Raw genomic sequence first — 19,502 nt, forward strand, 5'->3', positions numbered from 1 at the left:
GGTGGGAGGGATCTCCCGCCGGGCGAGTGGGAAAACAGGTGCGATCATGATTTCTGTGCATATGGCGCCGGTGCCGCGGAGTGCCGTGGTCGCCTACCGGGACGACGGGGTGCTGTCGAGGGGGATGGGCGCCCTGGTGGCCGGGCAACTCCCGCCGCTGCCGCCCGCGATCGTCGGGATGTTCGTGACCGGGGTGCTGCTGCTGGTCGGCGTGGCCGGCACCGACGGGCCGGCGGTGTTCGCCCCCGCGGTCGCGCTGCTGCTGGCCGGTCTCGGAAGCTCCCACCCGCACGACGGGCGGCTCGACTGGCTGGTGCCGCCGGTCCTGCGCCTCACCGAGTACGGCTTCGTGGCCTCGGTGGGCTTCGCGCACGACGTGCCGCCGTGGCTGATCTTCATGCTGCTCGGCGCGATGGCCTTCCACCACTACGACGTCGTCTACCGGCTGAGGCAGCGGGTCTACCCGCCGTCCTGGCTGGCCACATCCGGCCTCGGCTGGGACGGCCGGATGCTGCTGATCGCGCTCGGCGGTCTCGCCGGGCAGGTCACGCTGGTGTTCGCCCTGCTCGCGCTCTACCTGTGGTGCCTTTTCTCCTGGGAAAGCGTCACCTGCTGGCTGGCCGCCCCGCGGGTCGGGGTGGACGCGGCCGACCTCGGAGCACACGATTGAGAACGTCCGGCGAACCCTCGATTACACGATCAGGGCCTGAAGGCAACTAATCTTTGGGGCCTAGGAGTGCCCGCCGGGAGGCTCTCACCCGAAAGAGGAGTGCACGTTGCTGGGAATGGTGCTGGCCGCCGGGGCCGGACGACGCCTGCGGCCGTACACGGACACGCTGCCCAAGGCGCTCGTGCCGGTCGACGGCGACACCACGATCATGGACATCTCGCTGCGCAACCTCGCGGCGGCCGATCTCCGTGACGTCGTGGTCATCGTCGGCTACCAGGCGCAGGCGGTACACGAGCGCAAGGCCGACCTGGAGCGGCGGCACGGCGTGAAGCTCACCCTCGTGCACAACGACAAGGCCGAGGAGTGGAACAACGCCTACTCCCTGTGGTGCGCGCGCGACTACTTCGACCAGGGCGTGCTCCTGGTCAACGGCGACACGGTGCACCCCGTCTCGGTCGAGGAGACGCTGCTCTCCGCGCCGGCGACCACCGACATCCTGCTCGCGGTCGACGACGTCAAGAAGCTCGCCGACGAGGAGATGAAGGTCACCCTCGACGGCGGCCGCCACCTGCGGCAGATCACCAAGCTGATGGACCCGGCCACCGCCGCCGGTGAGTACATCGGCGCCACGCTCATCCGTCCGGGCATCGGCGGCCGCCTCGCCGACGCCCTCCAGGCCACCTTCGAGCGCGACCCGCAGCTCTACTACGAGGACGGCTACCAGGAGCTCGTCGCCCGCGGCGAGAAGATCGCCGTCGCCCCGATCGGCGACGTCCCGTGGGTCGAGGTAGACAACCACGACGACCTCGCCAAGGCGCGGGAGATCGCGTGCCGATACTAGCCAGGATGCTCCCGGCCCCCCTGTCGATGGAGGTGCGCCGGGGCGCCGTCGCCCAGCTGGGCTCCCTGCTGGCCGACAGCAGGGTGGCGACCTCGGGGCGGGTGGCGGTGGCCGTGGGCGCGGGCCAGGGAGACAGGATCGCCTCGGTGATCACTCCCTCGCTCGGCGAGGCCCAGGTCTTCCGGGTGCCCGACGGCTCGGTCGACGCGGCGATCTCGCTCGGCGCCGACCTGCGCAAGGGCGCGTACGAGGCCGTCGTGGGCATCGGCGGCGGCAAGACCATCGACGTGACCAAGTACGCCGCGTCGCTGGCCGGGATCCCGATGGTGGCGGTGGCCACCAACCTGTCGCACGACGGGATCTGCTCGCCGGTGGCCTCGCTGACGCACGACGGCGGCAAGGGCTCCTTCGGCGTGCCCATGCCGCTGGCCATCATGGTGGATCTCGATTTCGTCCACGACGCGCCCGCCTCGCTGGTCCGGTCCGGGGTCGGCGACGTGGTCAGCAACCTCTCCGCGATCGAGGACTGGCAGCTCGGCGCGAGCGAGCGCGGGGAGCCGATCGACGGCCTGGCCTGCGCGATGTCCCGGACCTCGGCGGAGGCGGTGATCGGCAGATCCGACTCGATCGAGTCCGACGCGTTCCTCACCGTGCTGGCCGAGGCGCTCATCCTGTCGGGCATGTCGATGGTGGTCGCGGGCTCGTCCCGTCCCTCAAGTGGCGGAGACCATGAGATCCTGCATGCCGTGGATCAGCTCTTTCCCGGCACCTCCAATCACGGCGAGCTCGCCGGGATAGGTGCCGCATTCTGTTTCTTCCTCCGCGAGGACTCGCGGAGACTCAACCAGGTCGTCGACTGCCTGCGCGGGCACGAGCTGCCGGTCACCCCCGTCGACGTGGGGTTGTCCCCGGCCCAGTTCACCGAGGCGGTCATGCTGGCCCCGGCCACGCGCCCCGGCCGTTACACGATCCTTGAGCACCTGCGCCTGTCGGAGCCGGAGATTCACGATCGGGTGGAGGATTATGTCCGGGCCGTCGGTCGCTGAGCTCCGTGCGGTGGCCCAGCCGCACTCGACCATGGACCGCAACAGCGGCGAGCACTGGGCCGGCGCTCTCTACATGCGCAAGCTGTCGATCTACGTCACCTGGTTCCTCGCCAAGACGCCGATCACCCCCAACCAGACCACCTGGCTGATGATCCTCACCGGCCTGCTGGCCGGAGCCGTGCTCGCGCTGCCCGGACTCTGGGCGGCCGTCCTCGCGGCCCTGCTGGTCCAGCTCTACCTGCTGCTCGACTGCTCCGACGGCGAGCTGGCCCGCTGGACCGGCCGCACCTCCATCACCGGCGTCTACCTCGACCGGGTCGGCCACTACTTCGCCGAGGCGGCCATCCTCATCGGGCTGGGTTTCCGGGCGTCGGAGATCCTGCCCGACTGGTACACCGTGATCGGGTTCGCCGCCGCGCTCGGCGCCATCCTGATCAAGGCGGAGACCGACCTGGTCGACGTGGCCCGAGCCCGCTCCGGGCTGGTCGCGGCGACCGAGTCCTCGGCCGAGCACTTCCGGTCGCGAGGGCTGGGCATGGCGCGCAAGGCGGCCGCGGCGCTGAAGTTCCACCGGATCGTGCAGGCGGTCGAGCTGTCCCTCCTCATCGTGGTCGCCGCGATCTGGGACGCGATCAACGGCGGCCTGGCGGCGACGAGGATCCTCGTGGTGGCCTGCGTGGTCGTCGCCGTGCTGCAGATGATCCTGCATCTGATCAGCATTCTGGCGTCCAGGCGGCTCTCATGAGGAACCGGATGGCGTCCGGGCGCGTCGTAAGTGCGAACACCCCGCTGTTTGGCAGGTGTTCGCCAGCGGTTCCGATACGCTTGTCCCCCGGTATGTCGAGAAACTCCAGCCCCGCCAGAATTCCCGACCCAGCAGACTCGGTGATCATGAAAGTATGCTCCGTACGTGCTCCCGACGCGTCAGGACGATGACCCGTTGAAGATCTCGTGCGTCATCCTCACCATGGGCAACCGGGTCCCCGAGCTGGACCGGGCGGTCGAGTCCGCGCTGAACCAGGTCGACGGTGACGTCGAGGTCGTCATCGTCGGCAACGGCACGGACGTTCCCGAGCTGTCGGCCACCGTGCCCCCGGGGTCCTCGGCCTCGATCAGGAGCGTGCGGCTGAACCACAACGCGGGCATCCCCGCGGGCCGCAACCGCGGCGTCGAGGAGTGCTCGGGCGACGTCGTCCTCTTCCTCGACGACGACGGCTGGTACGCCGACACGGGGCTCGTCTCCCACCTGCGGGAGCGCTTCTCCACCGAGCACGACCTCGCGGTCGTCTCCTTCAGGGTGAAGGACCCCGAAGGCGGCATCGGCCAGCGCCGCCACGTCCCCCGCCTGCGCGCGGGCGACCCCGAGCGGTCCTCCCCGGTCACCACCTTCCTGGGCGGCGCGTGCGCCATCCGCCGTTCGGCCTTCCTCCAGGTCGGCGGTCTCCCCGAGCGTTTCTTCTACGCCCACGAGGAGACCGACCTGGCGTGGAGGCTCCTCGGCGAGGGCTACCGCATCGAGTACGACGCCCAGACGGTCATGTACCACCCGCAGGTCCCCCCGACCCGGCACACCGACTTCTACCGCCTCAACGCCCGCAACCGGGTCTGGCTGGCCCGCCGCAACCTTCCCTGGGTGCTGGCCGGGCTCTACCTCCTCAACTGGATCGTGCTGACCCTGCTCCGCGAGCGCTCCAGGCCGGCCCTGCGCGCCTGGTTCAAGGGTTTCACCGAGGGGCTCCGCGAGCCCGCGGGCGAGCGTCGTCCCATGGGCTGGAACACCGCCTGGCGGATGCTCCGCCTCGGCCGCCCGCCGATCGTCTGACCCCCGATCCGCAGTGGACGTCTACACACTCGGCGAGGCATTCGGCGTCGTCACCAGCGGCCGGATCCGCCACGAGCACGAGGCCAGGCTGGATGTCGCCGGGGCCGAGTTCACCGTCGCGGTCGGGCTGTCCAGGCTCGGCCACCGGGTGGGCTGGCTGGGCAAGGTCGGCGGCGACGAGCTTGGGGCCAGGATCCTCACCGCGCTGCGCGGCGAGGGCGTGGACGTCTCCGACGCCCGGGTGGACGAGGGGTCCCCGACCGGGATCCTCCTGAAGGAGTCGAGGCTCGGCCAGGCCTCCAGGGTCACGTACTACCGCACCGGCGTCAGGCTCGCCCAGGGGAACGTCCCGGTGGACCGGATCGCGGCCTCCCGCGTCCTGCACGTCAGCGGGATCACCGCCGCGCTGAGCGCGCGCGACGCCATGCACGCCGCCGTACGCGCCGCGCGGACCGCCGGGGTCGCGGTCTCGGTGGCGATCGACTACCACGACCAGCTCTGGCCCGACCTGCGCGAGGCCGAGGAGATCCTCAGCGTGCTCGCCTGCTCGGCCGACGTGCTGTTCGTCCGGCAGACCGAGCTCGACCTGGTCAAGCCCGCGCTCACCGGGGACCGCGAGGTCATCGTGACGCGCGGCGCCCGGGGGGCGAGCGTGCGGGTCGACGGTGTCCGTCACGACGCCGCCAGCCTCTCCGCGCCGGTGGTCGACCCCGGCGGTTCCGGGGACGCCTTCGTCGCGGGCTATCTCAGCGCGCTGCTGGAGGGTCTCCACCCGGCCGACCGGCTGCGCCGGGGCGGCCTGCTCGCGGCCTTCGCCTCGTCGGGGCCCAGCGACTGGCAGGGCCTGCCGACGAGGGCCGAGCTGCCCCTCCTGGAACTCGACAGCTGACCTCGGCCACCCGGCCGGTACGCCGCGCCTGAGGTCCACCCGCGTGCCCGGTACGGTCCGCGGGTGCCGCTAGTAGTACTTCATTGGGTTGATTTGGTCTTGGGCGTTGAGTTCGGCCTGCTGTTCTCGTGCACGAAACCGTGTTCGGCGGCGCGCAGGATGTCGTCAAGGCCGCTCATGGTCGCCCTTTTCCAGGGGGTGGGGTTATGCGGCGGGGCAGGGGCACGCGTCGGCTTTGGGCTCGGCGTGGTCGGTGGCGTCGGGCTGTGCCAGCATGGCGGGTGCGTGATCGTCTGCGCCCATCTCGGCCCACACGACCTTGCCACCGCGTGGGGCGGGGTAGGTGCCCCAGCGGCGCGCGAGGGCGTCCACGGCACTCATGTGGGGGTCAGATGGCGTGGTGTCGGGCGGGGTGGGGTCGGTGTCCCACACATCGATGATCAGGGCATCGGCACGGCGGTGGACCCGGATGGTCACGGCGGCGAGGGTGGCGGGGTCGATGTCGGAATATCGGGGGTTGGGGTCGGGGTGGCCTGTGATCTCGACCGCGCGGGCGATCAGGTGTTCGGCGGTCTGTTCGGCGACGGGTTCGAGGTGGGGCAGGCCCCACACCCGGGCGGCGATCCGCGCGACCTGCGCGCCGATGGTGATCGCGGTGTGCAGCGCCAACAGCGTGACCTCGGAGGCGCGCACAGTGGGCGGCACGGGCGCGAACCGGTCGTTGCTCATGACTGCCCTCGATCCTCGGGAAACAGGAACGGCTCCGCGTCGCGGAGGTAGTGCGCGAGCGTGGGTTGGACGGTGCGGGCCGAGCGTGCCCACCAGGGCCACCACCACCGCGCACGCAGGCGCGCGGGGCGGCATGGTCGGCACCGGCCGCGCGCGTCGACGCGGTGGCGTTGGTTGACTCTCAGCAGCGCACCGGCCAGGCGTGGTAGCCACTTTTCGACGGTGGCCTGGTCAACGATCATCGCGGGAACCTCCGCCGCGATCACCTGACCAAGTAGTTCTTTCAGGCGTCGGTCGTGGACCTCATGCAACATAGGCGACGTGGTCATGGTGTGGCCTCGGTGGTCTGGGACATCACGAGGACATCGGCGCCGGTCTCCATCGCGATCAGGGCGCGCATGGCTTGATAGATGCCGTCGAACTCCGACAGGGCCTCAGGCGTGGGGATCACCACGGCGGTGATGCCGGGATCGCAAAGGGCTTGAAGGAGTTCACCGAACGCCGACCGGCGGTAGGCGTGGTGGTCGGTGTAGATGTTGACCAGTTCCAGCCCGGACCGCGCCGCGAACGCGCGTAAGCGCGCTGTGACCTGGTCACGGTCGGCGGTGTCGGTGGCGGGGAGTAGCCGCACGTACCCCACCGCCTGGCGTCGCGCCGTGGGTGGGAGGGCCGATCCGGGCAGCGGTCCCGGATGCGTGACCGGACCGGCCCCGACAATGGGGCGGCTTGGGGCCGCCAGGTAGCCCCCGCCGATCACCGGCTCCGGTGCTGCGTGTTGCGTGGTCACTGTGTGCCTCCGTGCGCTGTTCGGCGGGGGTGCTTCCACAGTGACCAGCGGCCCGCATGTGCGACCATGACCAGTGGCGCATATGGATATGCGCCCCGGCGAATACCTGGATTCGCAGCGTGGTTGCGTGGTTACATTTGTCCCTCGGGGATTCAGCGGTCTACCGGCGGTGAACCCACATGACCGACACACAGGCGCGGCGCTGCCGCTGCGGGGCATGGCTTGCGCGGGACAACAGCAGCGGTAGGTGTGCGTCATGCACCACCAGCGCCCGCGCCGCCACCGGCGCGCCCGCTGGGCCGCCGCGTGTTCCGGCGGAGTTCTGGAAACATCCCGGCATGCGGGCCGCGCTCGATGCGTGGCACATGGGGCGCGTGATCGCGGCCTACCGCACCCACCCCCACCACGGCCGCCCCCTCCGGCAGGAGACCGTGGCCGCGTGGGTGGGCATAACTCAACCCCAGCTCAGCAGGATTGAGAACGGCCCGCCGATAACCGATTTGGGCAGGCTCACGCAGTGGGCGCGGTTGCTGTGCATCCCACCGGAGCGGCTGTGGTTTCAGGTGCAGCGGCAACGCGCGGCGCCCCCACCAGCGCATGCCCCGCTCCCCGCTCCGGTTCCGGTGGCTGCGCGGGCTGCCCCGGCTGTACCGGGTGGCGGTGGCGACGCGGGGGCGGTGGCGGCGTGGCGCACGGTGGACGCACAGATAGGCGGCGCGCACTTGTACGCGACCGTCACCGCCTATCTACGCGACCAGGTGGCTCCGCGGCTGTTCGGCGGTAAGGGGGATGAGGGGGCGGGGGTGTTCACCGCAGCCGCGGCACTCACCGAAATGGCTGGGTGGATGGCCCACGACGCCGGACACGACAACCGAGCGGAGCGGCATTTCACACGGGCGCGAGATCTGTCCGGTGTTGGCGACGATTCCCATTTGAGGGTTCACGTGCTCGCGAGCCTGGCGCACCTGGCCCACCACCGCGCCCGCCCTGATGACGCCATCGACTACGCCGCCCAAGGACAGCAAGAGCTCACGGCGGGGCCGTCACACCCTGAGCTGGCGGCGCGGCTGTGGGCGTTGCAGGCGCGCGGGCACGCCGCCGCAGGGCGATCACGGGAAACCCGCGCGCTGCCGGGCCGCGCCGAGACAGCCCTACAGGGCGGCAACGGCGCGGCGCCGTCGCCGTGGGTGTCGCCGTTCGACGCCGGCTCCCTCGCGGGAGAGGCGGCCCGGTGCATGCGGCAGCTCGGAGATCTTCCCGCCGCCCAACACCACGCCCAACGGGTCTTGGAGCTGTGGCCGGCCGGCCGCACCCGCTCCCGCGCGTTCGGGCATCTCACCCTGGCGGGTGTGCTCATCGAACGCGGCGAGCTGGAGCAGGCGTGTACGGTCGCGACCGATGTTCTCCGCACCACCGGGTCGCTAGGCTCGTACCTGGTGATTCGGCAACTGCGCGACCTCCGCGACCAGCTCCACCCGCACCGCGCCACCACCTGTGCGCGGGACTTCCTCGACCACCTGGCCGAGGCGCTGCGGCAACGGGAATGGCTCTACCGGCTCACCACCGACATAACCCAACCCAGGACCAGCCCAACCCCATGAACAACCCCGACCCCCGGCCGCTCTACGAGCGCGACCCCGCCGCCTACCGTGCGCGACTGGCCGAAGGTAACGCCCGCCAGGCCCGCAAGCGCGTCGCCGCCGATGCGTTGATCCGCGACGAACACGGCCGCGTTCTGCTCGTCGACCCCACCTACAAACCGGCCTGGGACTTGCCCGGCGGCATGGCCGAGGCCAACGAACCACCGCTCGACGCCCTACGCCGGGAACTCGTCGAAGAACTCGGCCTCGACCTCCCCGCCGCCCGTATGGCGTTGGTGTGTGTGGACTGGGTCGCCCCACACGGACCCTGGGACGACTCGCTCATGATGATCTTCAACGGCGGAACCCTCACCACCGACCAGACCGCCGCGCTACAACTCGCCGACAGTGAGCTCGCGGCATTCGAGTTCTGCACCCACGACCAGGTGAAGGCCCGGTTGCGGCCGTACGTGTGGGCGCGCCTGTCCGCCGCCGTCACCGCCGCCGACATCGGCACCGTCGCGTACCTGCACAACGGCCACCCCGCGACCTGATCAACCCGCACAGCATGAGGACTGTACGGTTTTCGGGGTAACTCCTGATCAAGGAGATACGCCTGATGAGTACTGTGATTCAGGCATCCGCAGGCACGGACCTGGAAGAAGCCGCGGTGACGCGGAAAGACAAGGCGTCGGGTCGAGAGCTGGTCGGCAGGCTGGTCGACCAGGCCCGTGCCGAGGGCTTGGAGCTGGTGGGCGAGGCGTCGCGTTCCTGCAATCTTGTCGTCGATCTTCACGTGGAGTGCGATCACGAGGGTGTCCAGGTCGGTCGTCACAAACTGATCTTCGACACCCTCGTCTTGTCAGGTGGCCGGTTTTGCGATGTCCGGGGGACGTGGCCGGTCGGGCCGGGGTGGGCTTCAGGCGCACCGGCGAAGCATCCGCTCCACGGGCGGGCCGCAAGCGGCCAACCCGGCGCAGCGGACCATCAGCCACGCCGGCTACTTCGGAACTTCTCGTCTAGGGTTCCTTGGCCTCGCCGAGGGTCATGGACAGGTGGGAGATCGTGCTCGTCACCAGGGCGCGCTTGGGCAGGCCGAGCTCGCTCAGCTCCTTGGCGATCGGGTGGTTGCCCAGGCGGATGAGGGCTCCGCCGGGACGCGTGCGGATCCCCCGGGGGGACAGCGACCACGGGATGCGGCGGGTGACGCCGTCCAGGTGGCTGTAGGCGTCGAGGGCGGTCATCATGCCGGTGCCCGGCACCGGGACACCGGGTTTGATCAGCAGGTCCAGCACCAGGCGGCCGTCCTTGCGGACGATGCACCGCTTGTAGGGGGAGGACATGCGCAGGTCGATCTCGGCGAGCTCCTTGGGGAAGCCCCAGATGGCGCGCCCCGCCTCCAGGGTGAAGCCCCGGTCGACCGGGAGCCAGTGGACGAACGCCCCGGCGCCGGTGCGGCGCAGCTCGGACAGGTTCGCGCGCAGCCCCCCGCCGGGAACGTGGCCCGAGCCAGGAGGTCTGGCCAGGAAGGCGACGCCGAACTCGTGGTAGCGGTCGAGGTCGCTGTCGAGATAGTCGGCGAACACCAGCGTGCACAGGGCCTTGCGGGGCAGCACCTCGGCGACGTCCAGGTGCGAGTAGGCGATCACCGCCCGCGCGGCGTCCGCCCGGACCAGGTAGGACGCGCTGCAGACCATGACGTCGCGGACGCGGACCGGCATGGTGACCTCGCGCCCCTGGATCAGATGGCGTGCCATGCCTCCAGTACACCAATCTCCAGGCCCGACGTCACTGGTTTGCCCGCCCATTCCTCCAGCCGCCCGACGAACGCGCCCGCGTGGTCCGGCCAGTTGTGGTGGGCCAGGGCCTCGGCGTGGCCGCGCGCGCCCATCGCGGCGGCCCCTTCCGGATCGTCACGCAACGCCAGCACCGCGCGTACCGTCGCCCCCGCGTCCCCGAAGGGGACGACGACGCCGCACCCGATCCCCTCGACCAGGGACGCCGCGGCGGGCAGGGGGGTGGTGACCACCGGGACGCCCCGGGACATGTAGTCGATGATCTTGGCAGGTACGGGCCGGGGGCCGGGCGCCTCGTGCGGGAGCGACAGGCCGGTGATCGCCCCCTCGGCCATCCGCAGCGCGTGCCGGTTGGGCACGTAGCCGTACCAGTCGAGCAGGCCCTCCCGCTGCGCGTCCCGCAGCAGCGGCCTGATCCCGACGTCGGCGGAGCCGATCAGGTCGAGCCTGATCCCGTACGGGAGCAGCAGCCGGGCCGTCTCCACCAGCTCGGCCACGCCACCGGCCTCGGAGAGGTGGCCGACGTGGACCACCCGGTTCCGGCCGGGCCGCGCGGGCGGCACCGAGGGCACGTAGGCGGCGTCGGGCACCACCGGGTGGGGGCCGGAGAACCGCTCCCGGTAGGAGTCCCCGGCCAGGATCAGGTGCAGGCGGTGCTCCGCGCGGGCCTCGACCCGGCGTACCAGCGCGGGCAGGGCCCGGCGCAGGTGGCCGGGGAGCCCGGGGAGGCCGGTGGCCGCGCCCCAGGCGGCCCCGACGTCCCCGCGCACGTCCCAGACGGTGACGGGGCGGCGCCTGGGCAGGCGGAACAGCAGCTCCATGTCGTGTACGACGAGCAGGTCGGCGCCCTCCACCCCGCGCTTGAGCGCCCCCCGGGCGGCCTTCAGCGCCCGCCTGCGCCGCCCGGCCGTGGCCCGGGGCGCGTCGACCGCCCGGATCCCGGGATCCGGGGTGACGTTGCAGTCGGTGAAAGGGGCGACATAGGTGATCTCATGCCCGGCGTCGAGGAGCGCCCGGATCTGCCGATGCATGATCCGGGCGTCCTCTGGGTGATGAGCGATCGTCGCGACGCATACCCGCATATCCCGATGCTGAGCGTTCGTTCCGTCATCACCGGATGTGTGGGGTTAATTACCGGGTAACTGACGCTGAACTCTCCCTGGCGGCGGGCGTGGCGCCGGCCGGTGCGGTGGTAGCGGTGTTGTCGGCGGGAGGGGGGGACGGGCGGCGGTAGAGCCATACCAGACGGGGTTCGAGCATCCACTTGAAGAGTTTGCGGGTCTCCGGCAGGCACAGCACGATGGCGAGGGCGAGCGAGCTGCACGCGATCGCCGCGACGCCCAGCGGGCCGTACAGCCAGGGGAAGCTCAGCCAGCCCTGGTCCTTGGCGATGACCACCACGACGCCGTGGAGCAGGTAGGCGTACAGGGTGCGGGTGCCGAGGTCGGAGAACCAGGTCTCGCCCCGGGGCACCAGCGCGAGCACCGCGACCGTCATGACCAGCGCCGCGACCAGCACGGCGCCGCGCACGCCGAAGCCCAGCCACCAGGACATGTCCATGGCCTTGAAGCTGTAGCGGAAGTAGATCGGGTCGAGCGGGACGCGGGGCGCGATGACGACCGCCACCCCGGCGGCGCCGACGAGGACGACCGCTGAGGTGATCTTGACCCAGAGGGGCTTGAGCAGGTCGAAGTGCTCCGGCTTGAGCAGCAGGCCGAGCACGTAGAACGGCAGCAGGCCGAAGAAGCGGTCGATGCTGAAGTCGCCGGAGATCTCCGAGAAGCCCGCGGCCATGTAGATGACCACCGCGACCAGCAACGGCTGCCGCATCCGCGTCCAGATGGGCGTGGAGATCCGCCAGAGGACCAGGGCCAGCAAATACCAGTTCAGCCAGGCCGGATCAATTATCGTCAGCGTCCACTTCTGGCCAAGCCCGTAGCGGAGCAGCGCGTAGCCGATCTCCACGACCACGTACGGGATCAGCAGGGTGTCGACCAGCTTGTTGATCTTCGCGTTGGAGTTCCAGAAGTTGCGGCCCAGGTAGCCGCTGATCAGCACGAACGCCGGCATGTGGAACATGTAGATGAACAGGTACGCGGACTCCGCCGAGTGCGCCTTCAGGGTGGGGACCAGCGAGTGGCCCGTCACCACCAGGGCGATCAGGACGAACTTCACGTTGTCGAGGTAGGGTTCGCGCTTCTTCCTGGCGGGAGGGGCCGGGGTCTCCTCCTCGGCGACCGGCTCGCGCTCGCGCTCCGCCCGCAGCTCCTGCTCGGCCCGCGGGCCCTGGCTCCAGAACGAGGGCTCGCTCTCCCGGTTGGTGTTCTCCCAGTAGGAGAAGGGACGCTCACCGGCCGGCCGAGGCTCCTGCCGGGGCCGCGGGGCGGACGGCGGTCGTGCCGGGTCGGGGAACCGTACGGGGGCCTGGGGCTCGCCGGGCAGCCGTGGCCGTCCGGGAAGCTGGGAGTCTCCGGGGACGCCGGGCTGTGCCGGGGCGGGGACCCGGCCGGGTGCGTGACCGGGTGCCTGAGGGTGTGCGGCTCCTCCCGGCGGGGGGACGCGCGGCGGCGTGGGCGGCGGAGCCCAGTCGGGCCGGGGGATCGGCACCTGGGGGGCGCCCTGCGGGGGAGTGGGGCCGTCCTGCGCCCACGAGGGCGGCGGCGAGGGGGAGTCCTCCCGCGCGCGCGGCGACGTCGAAGGGGAGGAGCCCTCCCGTGCGCGCGGCGGCACCGGGGGGTCGTCCTGGGCCCACGACGCCTGCGCCCACGACGACTCCTGCGCCCACGCCGGCCCGTCCTGGGACCACGTGGGCTCCTCGCGGATCCACGAGGGCTCCTGGGGGACCGGCTCGGCCGCCAGGGGCTTGGACAGGTCGAGCGGGTCGTGGGAGCCGTGCGGGCCACCGGTGTGGGGCTCGCGGTACGCCGGGTAGCCTCCCCATTCTGTGACCTCGCCGGGGCTCTCCTCCCAGCCGTTCCCGGCGTCGCGCCGGGACGTCCCGCCGGAGGTGGCCGGACCCGGAGGCTCGGGCCACGAGGGCTGGGACCCGCCTGGCGCCTGCGCGTGACCGGGCGCGGGCCACGGGGCGGATCTCCGGCCCTGCCCGCCGGTGGACCCACCGGAGCCGGGGTCGGAGCCGCCGTCGTCCTGGGGGGCCGGCACCTGGAAGGATCGGATGTCGCTCACGAGGGGAAGGCTCAGCTATCTGTCGGAGACCGGGGAGTAGTCGGGCAGACCGGCGGGGCGCCCGGGAAACGGGCCGGGAGTGCGGGCAGGCGTTCGCCTCGCCGCCTTGAACAACCCTAAACCGACTGTGCGCCCTCTGTCGCACACGCGCACTCTGATTCCGGCGGTTCTCGGGTAATCGTGACTGTCCACATCCCCGCAAACGGCCGGTTCCCGTCACCTCCCCGGGCGGGATGTCCGGCTCGCCGGGTTCCGCCGTCGTCGCCGTCACCTCCGCCGCCTCTTCGGGACGTGGAACCGGGCTCGGACCGGTCACACAGCCGTATCCGGCCGTAGCGGCGGGTCGCACGGAGGCCCGGTGGTCGGGCTTCATCCGGCCGTGCGGAGGCCTGGTGGTCCGGCTTCATCCGGTCACACGGCCACGGCGACCGGTCCGGTGGCCGGGCCGGCCGGGCCGTCGTACGGAAGGGGGCGTCAGGTGCAGGGGTCGGTCTTGCTGTCGACGACCTTGTCCGTGAGGGCGTCGGGGATCTTCGGGAGGGCGCGGACGCCCGGCCAGTCGGCGCCGATGATCAGCTGGATGACCGGACCGGTCGGGGCCTTGCCGCTCGGGATGGGCGGGGGCGCCACGGACGGGACGTACTTCTCGGTGGTGACCGGCTTCACCTTGCCCGCGACCGGGGCGCGCTTGTCGCTGGAGAGCCTGGCGGCCAGCGCGTCGCCGTACGAGGCGCCGTCGGCGGCGTCCTTCTTGGCGTAGCGGATCGTGGTGGTGGGCACGTTGCCGGTCGCCGGGCGGGCGTTGCCGACATGGGTGACCACGAAGCCCTGGTCGGCCAGCTCGGCGGCGACCTCCCTGGCCCTGTTCGGGGTGTCGGTGCCGTTGAACACCTGGACCCTGACCTGCTCGCGCTTGACGGTGGGCTTCGCCTTGGGGTCCGGGGGCGGGGTGACCTCGGTGTCGCTCTTGATCGCGGCGAACAGCTGGTTCGCGTACGGCTGCACCCAGGCGACCCGGTTGGGGTCGTCGGGGTGGGGCCCCCACGGGACGGTGATCAGCTTGACGCCGCCCGCGGTCAGCTTCTGGGCGCTCTGCCCGATCTGCAGCAAGGTGCCGGTGTCCTTGGCGAGTTCCTCGTCCATCCGGACGGACTTGGCGGCGGTGTTGATGAAGTTCAGCATCTTGCCGGGATCGGTGAGCAGCTCGCTGCTGGTGGCCTTCTTCACCACCTGGCTGAGGAAGACCTGCTGGCGCTTGATGCGGCCGATGTCGCTGCCGTCGCCGTAGCCGCGCAGCCGGACGTAGCCCAGGGCCTTCTCGCCCGCCAGGAGGTGCCAGCCCGCCGAGAGGGTGAGTTTGGCCTTCTTGTCGTCGACCGGCTTGGTCAGGCAGACCCTGACGCCGCCGAGGGCGTCCACGATGTTCTTGAAGCCGGTGAAGTCGACCTCGACGAAGTGGTCGATACGGATGTCGGTGAGCGCCTCGATCGTGGTGATCGTGCAGGTGATGCCGCCCTCGTTGTAGGCGGCGTTGATCATCTCGGTGCGGGCCGCCACCGGCGCGCCCGTCTCGGACTTGCAGGCGGGCATGTCGACCATCGAGTCGCGGGGGAAGCTGACGAACGTCGCCTTGTCGCGGTCGGGGGCGATGTGCATGAGGATGATCGTGTCGGTGCGCTTGCCCGCGTCGGCCATCTTCTGGCCGTACTTGAGGTTGTCGCCCTCGCGGGTGTCGGAGCCCACGATCAGCACGTTGAGGGCGCCCTTGACGGCCGCGGGCCGGTCGTTGCCGAGCTTGTCGTCGATCTTGAGGCCGCTGATGTTGCTGAACGTGTTGCGGTAGACCCCGTAGCCGCCCAGGGTGCCGAGCACCAGCAGGCCGGTCGCCGCGATGCCGGCCCAGGCGCCGGCGGTGAGCCGCCCCTGCTTGCGGCCCTTGCCTCTCGGCACCGCGTCCTTCGGCTGCGTCGGGAGGTCTCTCGGTGAGCTCTCCGGGGGAGGGCCGTCCCCTCCGGCGCGCCGCGCGCCCCGGCGGCCGTGGGAGGCGGGTTCGCCCCGGCGGTCTCTGACGGCCGCCTGCCGGTGGTCGCTCATGCGATCCTCCCGCTAGGCGGCGTCGTCCGGTGCCCGTGCTCGGTCATCGAGCCCAAAGGGTAGATCACGAGGTGTGCGCCAGGAGTCGTGATGATGCGAACTTGGCCAAGACCGCCCCCTGACACCGCCATGATGGATCCGGCGGCCAGCATACTCAAATACGGACATTAGTAGGAATGTTACTGAAATTAGGTTTACGTACAGCAAGTGCCGCCGCGAGGCAGGCGGCGGGCACGGCCGGCAGAACGTACCGGTAGTCGAACTCCGCCACCGCCGCCGGCATCACCAGCAGCACCACCGCCACCGACCAGGGCAGCGCCCACGCCGTGGAGTCCGGGCGAAAGCGCCGGACGCACGCCGCCGCGGGCGGTAGCAGCAGGATCACCAGGACCGCCGCGCCAGGCAGGCCGGCGATTCCCTGATAGGTACGGATCCAGCCCGCGTACGGTTCGACGATCCGGGTGGAGATCGGGCCCCGCTCGTAGCGCTTCGCGGCCTCGGCGCCCACGGTCGCCGGATAGCGCCCCGGTGGCGCGGGCGGTGTCGCGGGGAACTGGTAGTAGTCGTAGATCTCCTGGTCCGGATAGACCGGGCGGCCCACGGTGAACGAGCGGGCCAGCTCCGAGGCGACCGAGCCGAGATAGTCCAGCGGCTGGCTCAGGATCGCCAGCGACGCGAACCGGCCGGCCAGCGTGTCGTTCGTCCTGGTGAAGGTGATGCCGGGCAGTTCGACCAGCGGCGAGTCCTGCGCCCAGACGTACTCCTGCGCGGGAGGCCGTTGTGCCGCGGGGCGGGGGTCGCAGAGCACGGCCAGGTCGGGCGGCGGGCGCATCACGCCGCAGTCGGCGAAGGTCATCGTCTTGCCGTACAGGAAGACGCCGTTCGCGCCCACGATGCCGATCCGGTGGTACGTCGCGTAGAACCAGGCCCCGTACCCCAGGACGGGCACCGTCGCGGCGGCGAGCATCACCCCCGCCGCGAGCACCCGGCCCCGCTCCCTGAAAATGAGCCAGGCCGCGAAGAGGGCCACCAGCGGCAGCCCGACGGTCCTGGTCAGCGTCGCCGCCGCGAGCAGCAGCCCGATCCCGCACGCCGTACGCCATCCGACGGACCCGCGCACGGCCAGGCAGGCCGCCGACATGATCAGGACCGCGAACAGGGTGTCGGAGACCAGCAGGTGCTCCAGCTGGATCTGGTAGGCGTCCAGGAGGGAGGGGGCGGACGCGAGCGTGGCGGCCCAGCCGGGCGCCCGCAGCCGCCGCGCGGTGAGATAGACCAGCACGCCGACCAGCAGCCCGAGCAGGTGCTGGGCCAGCGCGACGACGGCGAACTCGTGGAACGGTTCGAGCAGCCGCATGAACATCGGGTATCCGGCCGGACGGACCAGGTCGGGCCGTGGTTTCAGGGCGGTGACGACGTACGTGTAGGAGTCGGGGAACCAGAGCGCGGGCCGGTAGCCCAGCATGGTGATCACCCGCAGCGCGATCCCCGCGGCCAGCACGGCCAGGAACCAGCGGTGCTCCAGGAGCCGGTGACGACCCGGGAACCGGCGCTCCGGGAGCCCGTGATCGCCCCCGGGCCCGCGGTGGTCGGGAAGCCCGTGGCCGCCCTCGGGCCCGCGGTGGTCGGGAAATTCGCGGTCACCCCGAAACCCGCGATACCGCCGCACCCACCCGATCACTCGTCCCCCTCCTCGCACGCTGCGCGTACGCTACCGGCTTCCACCCGCCCCCGTGCCCGCGCCGGCCTCGTGCCGGCCCCGTGTCGGCCTCCCCGCCACGCCTTCGGTCCCGTCCCAGGGCCCGGGCCCGCCCAGGCACGGCGTGCCGGGTCCGGGCCGGAAGTGGCACTACGCTCGGTTCGCATCATGACCACCGGCTGGCTGGACCGTACGCGCAGGCCCTCGGCGGGCCGGGTGCTCGCCGTGGTCTCCGTCGTGCCCGCGCTCGTCCTGGCGGGCTGGCTGCTGGCCGGGCTGCCGCTGCTGCTGCTCGGCTGGTTCCGGCCGCTCGCCGCGGTCCCGCTGGGGCTGGCGGCCGTCGCGCTGCTGTGCCGGTACGGCCTGCGCCGCCTGCCGGAGACCGTCGAGGCGACCGCCTGGCAGGTCGCCGGGGTGGTCGCCGCCGCCCTGGGCTCCGGGATCTTCAACGGCCTGCTCCACGGCGAGCAGCTGATCGTCCGCCGCGACCCCGCCACCTACGCCCAGTACGGCGTCTGGCTGGCCAGGCACGGCTCGCTGCCGATCCCCTTCCAGGAACAGGCGTTCGGCGGCGCCGACCCGGCGCTCCACTTCGACAGCGTGGGCTTCTACGCCTCCGGCGGCGCGGTCGTGCCGCAGTTCATGCCGGGGGCGCCGATGCTCCACGCGGTGGGCGCCTGGCTGGGCGACGTCGCGGGACTGCTGCTGGTGCCGCCGGTGCTGGGGATGGCGGCCGTGCTGGTCCTCGCCGGGGTCGTCGCCCGGCTCGCCGGGGCTCGCTGGGCGCCTCTCGCCGCGCTGGCCTTCGCCGTCTGCCTCCCGATCCTCTACACCTCGCGGACGACCTTCAGCGAGATCCCGTCCCTGGTCCTGCTCTTCGGCGGTCTCGCCCTGCTGCACGACGCCGAGGCCAGGCTCCGTTCCGGCCCCGGTGAGGGTTCTGACGGGGGCTTCGGCGCGGGGACGGCGCGGGCGGGAGCGGCCCTGGCGGGGCTGGTGCTCGGGCTCGCCGTCCTGGTCAGGATCGACGGGCTGCGCGACGTGCTCCCCGTGCTCGTCTACGCCGGGCTGCTCATCGCCCTGAGCCGGGTGGGGAATCGCGACGGGGGGCGGCTGGGCGTGCCGCTGCTCGGCGGGCTGGTGGCGGGAGCCGGGCTGGGGCTGGCCGCCGCCTACCTGCTGTCCAGGCCGTACCTGGACTACCTGTCGGACTCGGTCGTCCCGCTGCTGGCCATCTGCGGCGCGGTCGTGGTCCTCACCGTGGTGGCGACGGCGCTCGCCCCGCGGCTCGCGGGCCCGCTGCGGCGGGTGGCCGGTGTCCCGAGGCTGCCCGAGATCGCCGCCGGCCTGGTCGCGCTGGTCGCGGCGGCCTTCGCCGCCCGCCCGTGGCTGGAGACCGTGACCCGGCGGCCCGTCACGCCGGACGACCGGGTGACCGCGCAGTTCATCGAGGGCGTCCAGCGGATCAACCGCCTGCCGCTCGACGGCTCCCGGCTCTACTACGAGAACTCGGCGCACTGGGTGGTCTGGTACGTCGGGCCGCCCGTGGCGCTCCTGGCCGTCCTCGCCGCGGCCCTGCTCGTGCGCGGACTGGTCAGGGGGACGGCCCCCGGCTGGCTGCTGCCGCTCGCCGTCATCGGCTGGACCACGGTCACCACGCTCTACCGGCCCGGCATCACCCCCGACCACCCGTGGGCCGCCCGGCGGCTGGTCCCCGTCGTCATCCCCGGCCTGATCCTGCTCGCCGCCTGGGGCCTGCGCTGGGCGCGCGGCAGGGCGCGGAGGTCGGGGTACGGCCAGGGCGCGCGCAGGGGCCTCGTCGCGGCCGGCGCGATCCTCTTCCTCGTCCCCCCGGTGATCACCTCGGGGGGGACGGCGTTCAGCCCGGTCGACCGGGGCGAGCTGGCGGCGGTCGAGAACATGTGCGCGGCCCTCCCGCCGCGCGCCTCGGTGCTCGTCGTCGAACGCGTCACCGCCGCCCGCTTCACCCAGGTCGTCCGGGGCGTCTGCGGCCTCCCGGCCGCCCGCCTCACGATCTATCGCTCCGACGTCCCCAGGGCCGCCGACGTCGCCCGGCTGGCCGCCCGCGTCCGCGCCGCCGGACGCACCCCGGTCCTGCTCGCCGCCGAGTCCCGGCAGCTCTCCGGGTACGGCACCCCCGTCCACATCATGAACCTCCGCACCCGCCAGGACGACCGCTCCCTCGTCGACGCCCCCAACGGCACCTGGTCCCTGGCCGCCGACGTCTGGATGACGGTCCCGCGCGCCAACACGGACACGTGAGGGATATCGCGACGACCAGGCCGACCCCCGGGCCGTGCCCGAAGAGGTGATGTGCGCTCGGGGGCCTGCCGGGCAGAGTA

17 protein-coding genes are annotated in these 19,502 nt (G+C 71.7%); 9 read left to right on the top strand and 8 right to left on the bottom strand.

The window, feature by feature from the left end:
* Positions 1-46: 46 nt before the first annotated feature.
* The 6 genes from ACSC1Q_RS20580 (at position 47) to ACSC1Q_RS20605 (ending at position 5,268) form a co-directional block, all read left to right on the top strand.
* Entirely contained in the window at positions 47-670 is a 624-nt protein-coding gene (locus ACSC1Q_RS20580) for a DUF5941 domain-containing protein (RefSeq protein ID WP_436760322.1), read from the top strand.
* Positions 671-776: 106 nt separating this feature from the next.
* Complete coding sequence (locus tag ACSC1Q_RS20585) at positions 777-1,511, top strand: phosphocholine cytidylyltransferase family protein (protein ID WP_436760323.1); 735 nt, start codon at positions 777-779, stop codon at positions 1,509-1,511.
* Between the two features lie 5 nt (positions 1,512-1,516).
* Complete coding sequence (locus ACSC1Q_RS20590; RefSeq protein WP_344743295.1) at positions 1,517-2,557, top strand: iron-containing alcohol dehydrogenase family protein; 1,041 nt, start codon at positions 1,517-1,519, stop codon at positions 2,555-2,557.
* Entirely contained in the window at positions 2,535-3,302 is a 768-nt protein-coding gene (locus ACSC1Q_RS20595) for a CDP-alcohol phosphatidyltransferase family protein (protein ID WP_436760324.1), read from the top strand. Before ACSC1Q_RS20590 ends, ACSC1Q_RS20595 begins: the two co-directional genes overlap by 23 nt.
* Positions 3,303-3,497: 195 nt before the next feature.
* The gene (locus ACSC1Q_RS20600) at positions 3,498-4,379 is read left to right on the top strand and encodes a glycosyltransferase family 2 protein (protein WP_436760557.1); all 882 of its coding nucleotides are present in this window, start codon (positions 3,498-3,500) and stop codon (positions 4,377-4,379) included.
* A gap of 13 nt (positions 4,380-4,392) precedes the next feature.
* Positions 4,393-5,268, top strand: coding sequence for a sugar kinase (locus ACSC1Q_RS20605; RefSeq protein WP_436760325.1), 876 nt, complete (start codon positions 4,393-4,395; stop codon positions 5,266-5,268).
* Positions 5,269-5,472: 204 nt separating this feature from the next.
* Here the strand turns inward: ACSC1Q_RS20605 and ACSC1Q_RS20610 are convergent, their stop codons facing one another.
* Genes ACSC1Q_RS20610 through ACSC1Q_RS20620 form a run of 3 tightly spaced genes read right to left on the bottom strand, consistent with a single transcriptional unit; the run spans position 5,473 to position 6,784 of the window.
* Positions 5,473-5,997, bottom strand: coding sequence for a hypothetical protein (locus ACSC1Q_RS20610; RefSeq protein WP_436760326.1), 525 nt, complete (start codon positions 5,995-5,997; stop codon positions 5,473-5,475).
* Positions 5,994-6,311 carry a hypothetical protein gene (locus ACSC1Q_RS20615; protein WP_436760327.1) on the bottom strand — a complete coding sequence of 106 codons (318 nt, stop codon included), beginning with the start codon at positions 6,309-6,311 and terminating at the stop codon, positions 5,994-5,996. Before ACSC1Q_RS20615 ends, ACSC1Q_RS20610 begins: the two co-directional genes overlap by 4 nt.
* Before the next feature lie 11 nt (positions 6,312-6,322).
* On the bottom strand, positions 6,323-6,784 hold the full coding sequence (locus ACSC1Q_RS20620; RefSeq protein ID WP_436760328.1) for a hypothetical protein: 462 nt from the start codon (positions 6,782-6,784) through the stop codon (positions 6,323-6,325).
* Positions 6,785-7,149: 365 nt separating this feature from the next.
* On the opposite strand from ACSC1Q_RS20620, the gene ACSC1Q_RS43360 reads away from it, so the two are divergent.
* Both ACSC1Q_RS43360 and ACSC1Q_RS20630 read left to right on the top strand, forming a co-directional pair.
* Complete coding sequence (locus ACSC1Q_RS43360; RefSeq protein ID WP_495573946.1) at positions 7,150-8,385, top strand: NsdA family TPR-like regulatory protein; 1,236 nt, start codon at positions 7,150-7,152, stop codon at positions 8,383-8,385.
* Complete coding sequence (locus ACSC1Q_RS20630; protein WP_436760330.1) at positions 8,382-8,918, top strand: NUDIX domain-containing protein; 537 nt, start codon at positions 8,382-8,384, stop codon at positions 8,916-8,918. The genes ACSC1Q_RS43360 and ACSC1Q_RS20630 overlap by 4 nt, the downstream gene beginning before the upstream one ends.
* A 465-nt stretch (positions 8,919-9,383) precedes the next feature.
* On the opposite strand, the gene ACSC1Q_RS20635 is transcribed toward ACSC1Q_RS20630, so the two are convergent.
* From ACSC1Q_RS20635 to ACSC1Q_RS20655, 5 genes are all read right to left on the bottom strand, one after another.
* Complete coding sequence (locus tag ACSC1Q_RS20635; RefSeq protein WP_436760331.1) at positions 9,384-10,121, bottom strand: acetoacetate decarboxylase family protein; 738 nt, start codon at positions 10,119-10,121, stop codon at positions 9,384-9,386.
* Positions 10,106-11,191 (bottom strand): glycosyltransferase, encoded by a 1,086-nt coding sequence (locus tag ACSC1Q_RS20640; protein ID WP_436760332.1) that lies wholly within the window; start codon positions 11,189-11,191, stop codon positions 10,106-10,108. The genes ACSC1Q_RS20635 and ACSC1Q_RS20640 overlap by 16 nt, the downstream gene beginning before the upstream one ends.
* A 100-nt stretch (positions 11,192-11,291) precedes the next feature.
* A complete protein-coding gene (locus ACSC1Q_RS20645; RefSeq protein WP_436760333.1) occupies positions 11,292-13,346 on the bottom strand; it encodes an acyltransferase family protein in 2,055 nt (684 codons plus the stop codon).
* A gap of 474 nt (positions 13,347-13,820) precedes the next feature.
* On the bottom strand, positions 13,821-15,440 hold the full coding sequence (locus ACSC1Q_RS20650; protein WP_436760334.1) for an LCP family protein: 1,620 nt from the start codon (positions 15,438-15,440) through the stop codon (positions 13,821-13,823).
* Positions 15,441-15,594: 154 nt separating this feature from the next.
* A complete protein-coding gene (locus tag ACSC1Q_RS20655) occupies positions 15,595-17,121 on the bottom strand; it encodes a glycosyltransferase family protein (protein WP_436760335.1) in 1,527 nt (508 codons plus the stop codon).
* Between the two features lie 186 nt (positions 17,122-17,307).
* Here ACSC1Q_RS20655 and ACSC1Q_RS20660 point away from each other — a divergent pair, with 186 nt between their 5' ends.
* Positions 17,308-19,422 carry a hypothetical protein gene (locus ACSC1Q_RS20660; protein WP_436760336.1) on the top strand — a complete coding sequence of 705 codons (2,115 nt, stop codon included), beginning with the start codon at positions 17,308-17,310 and terminating at the stop codon, positions 19,420-19,422.
* Positions 19,423-19,502: the final 80 nt, after the last annotated feature.

Origin of the sequence: Streptosporangium heterodermiicola, from assembly GCF_051390675.1 — a bacterium.
GTDB lineage: Bacteria > Actinomycetota > Actinomycetes > Streptosporangiales > Streptosporangiaceae > Streptosporangium.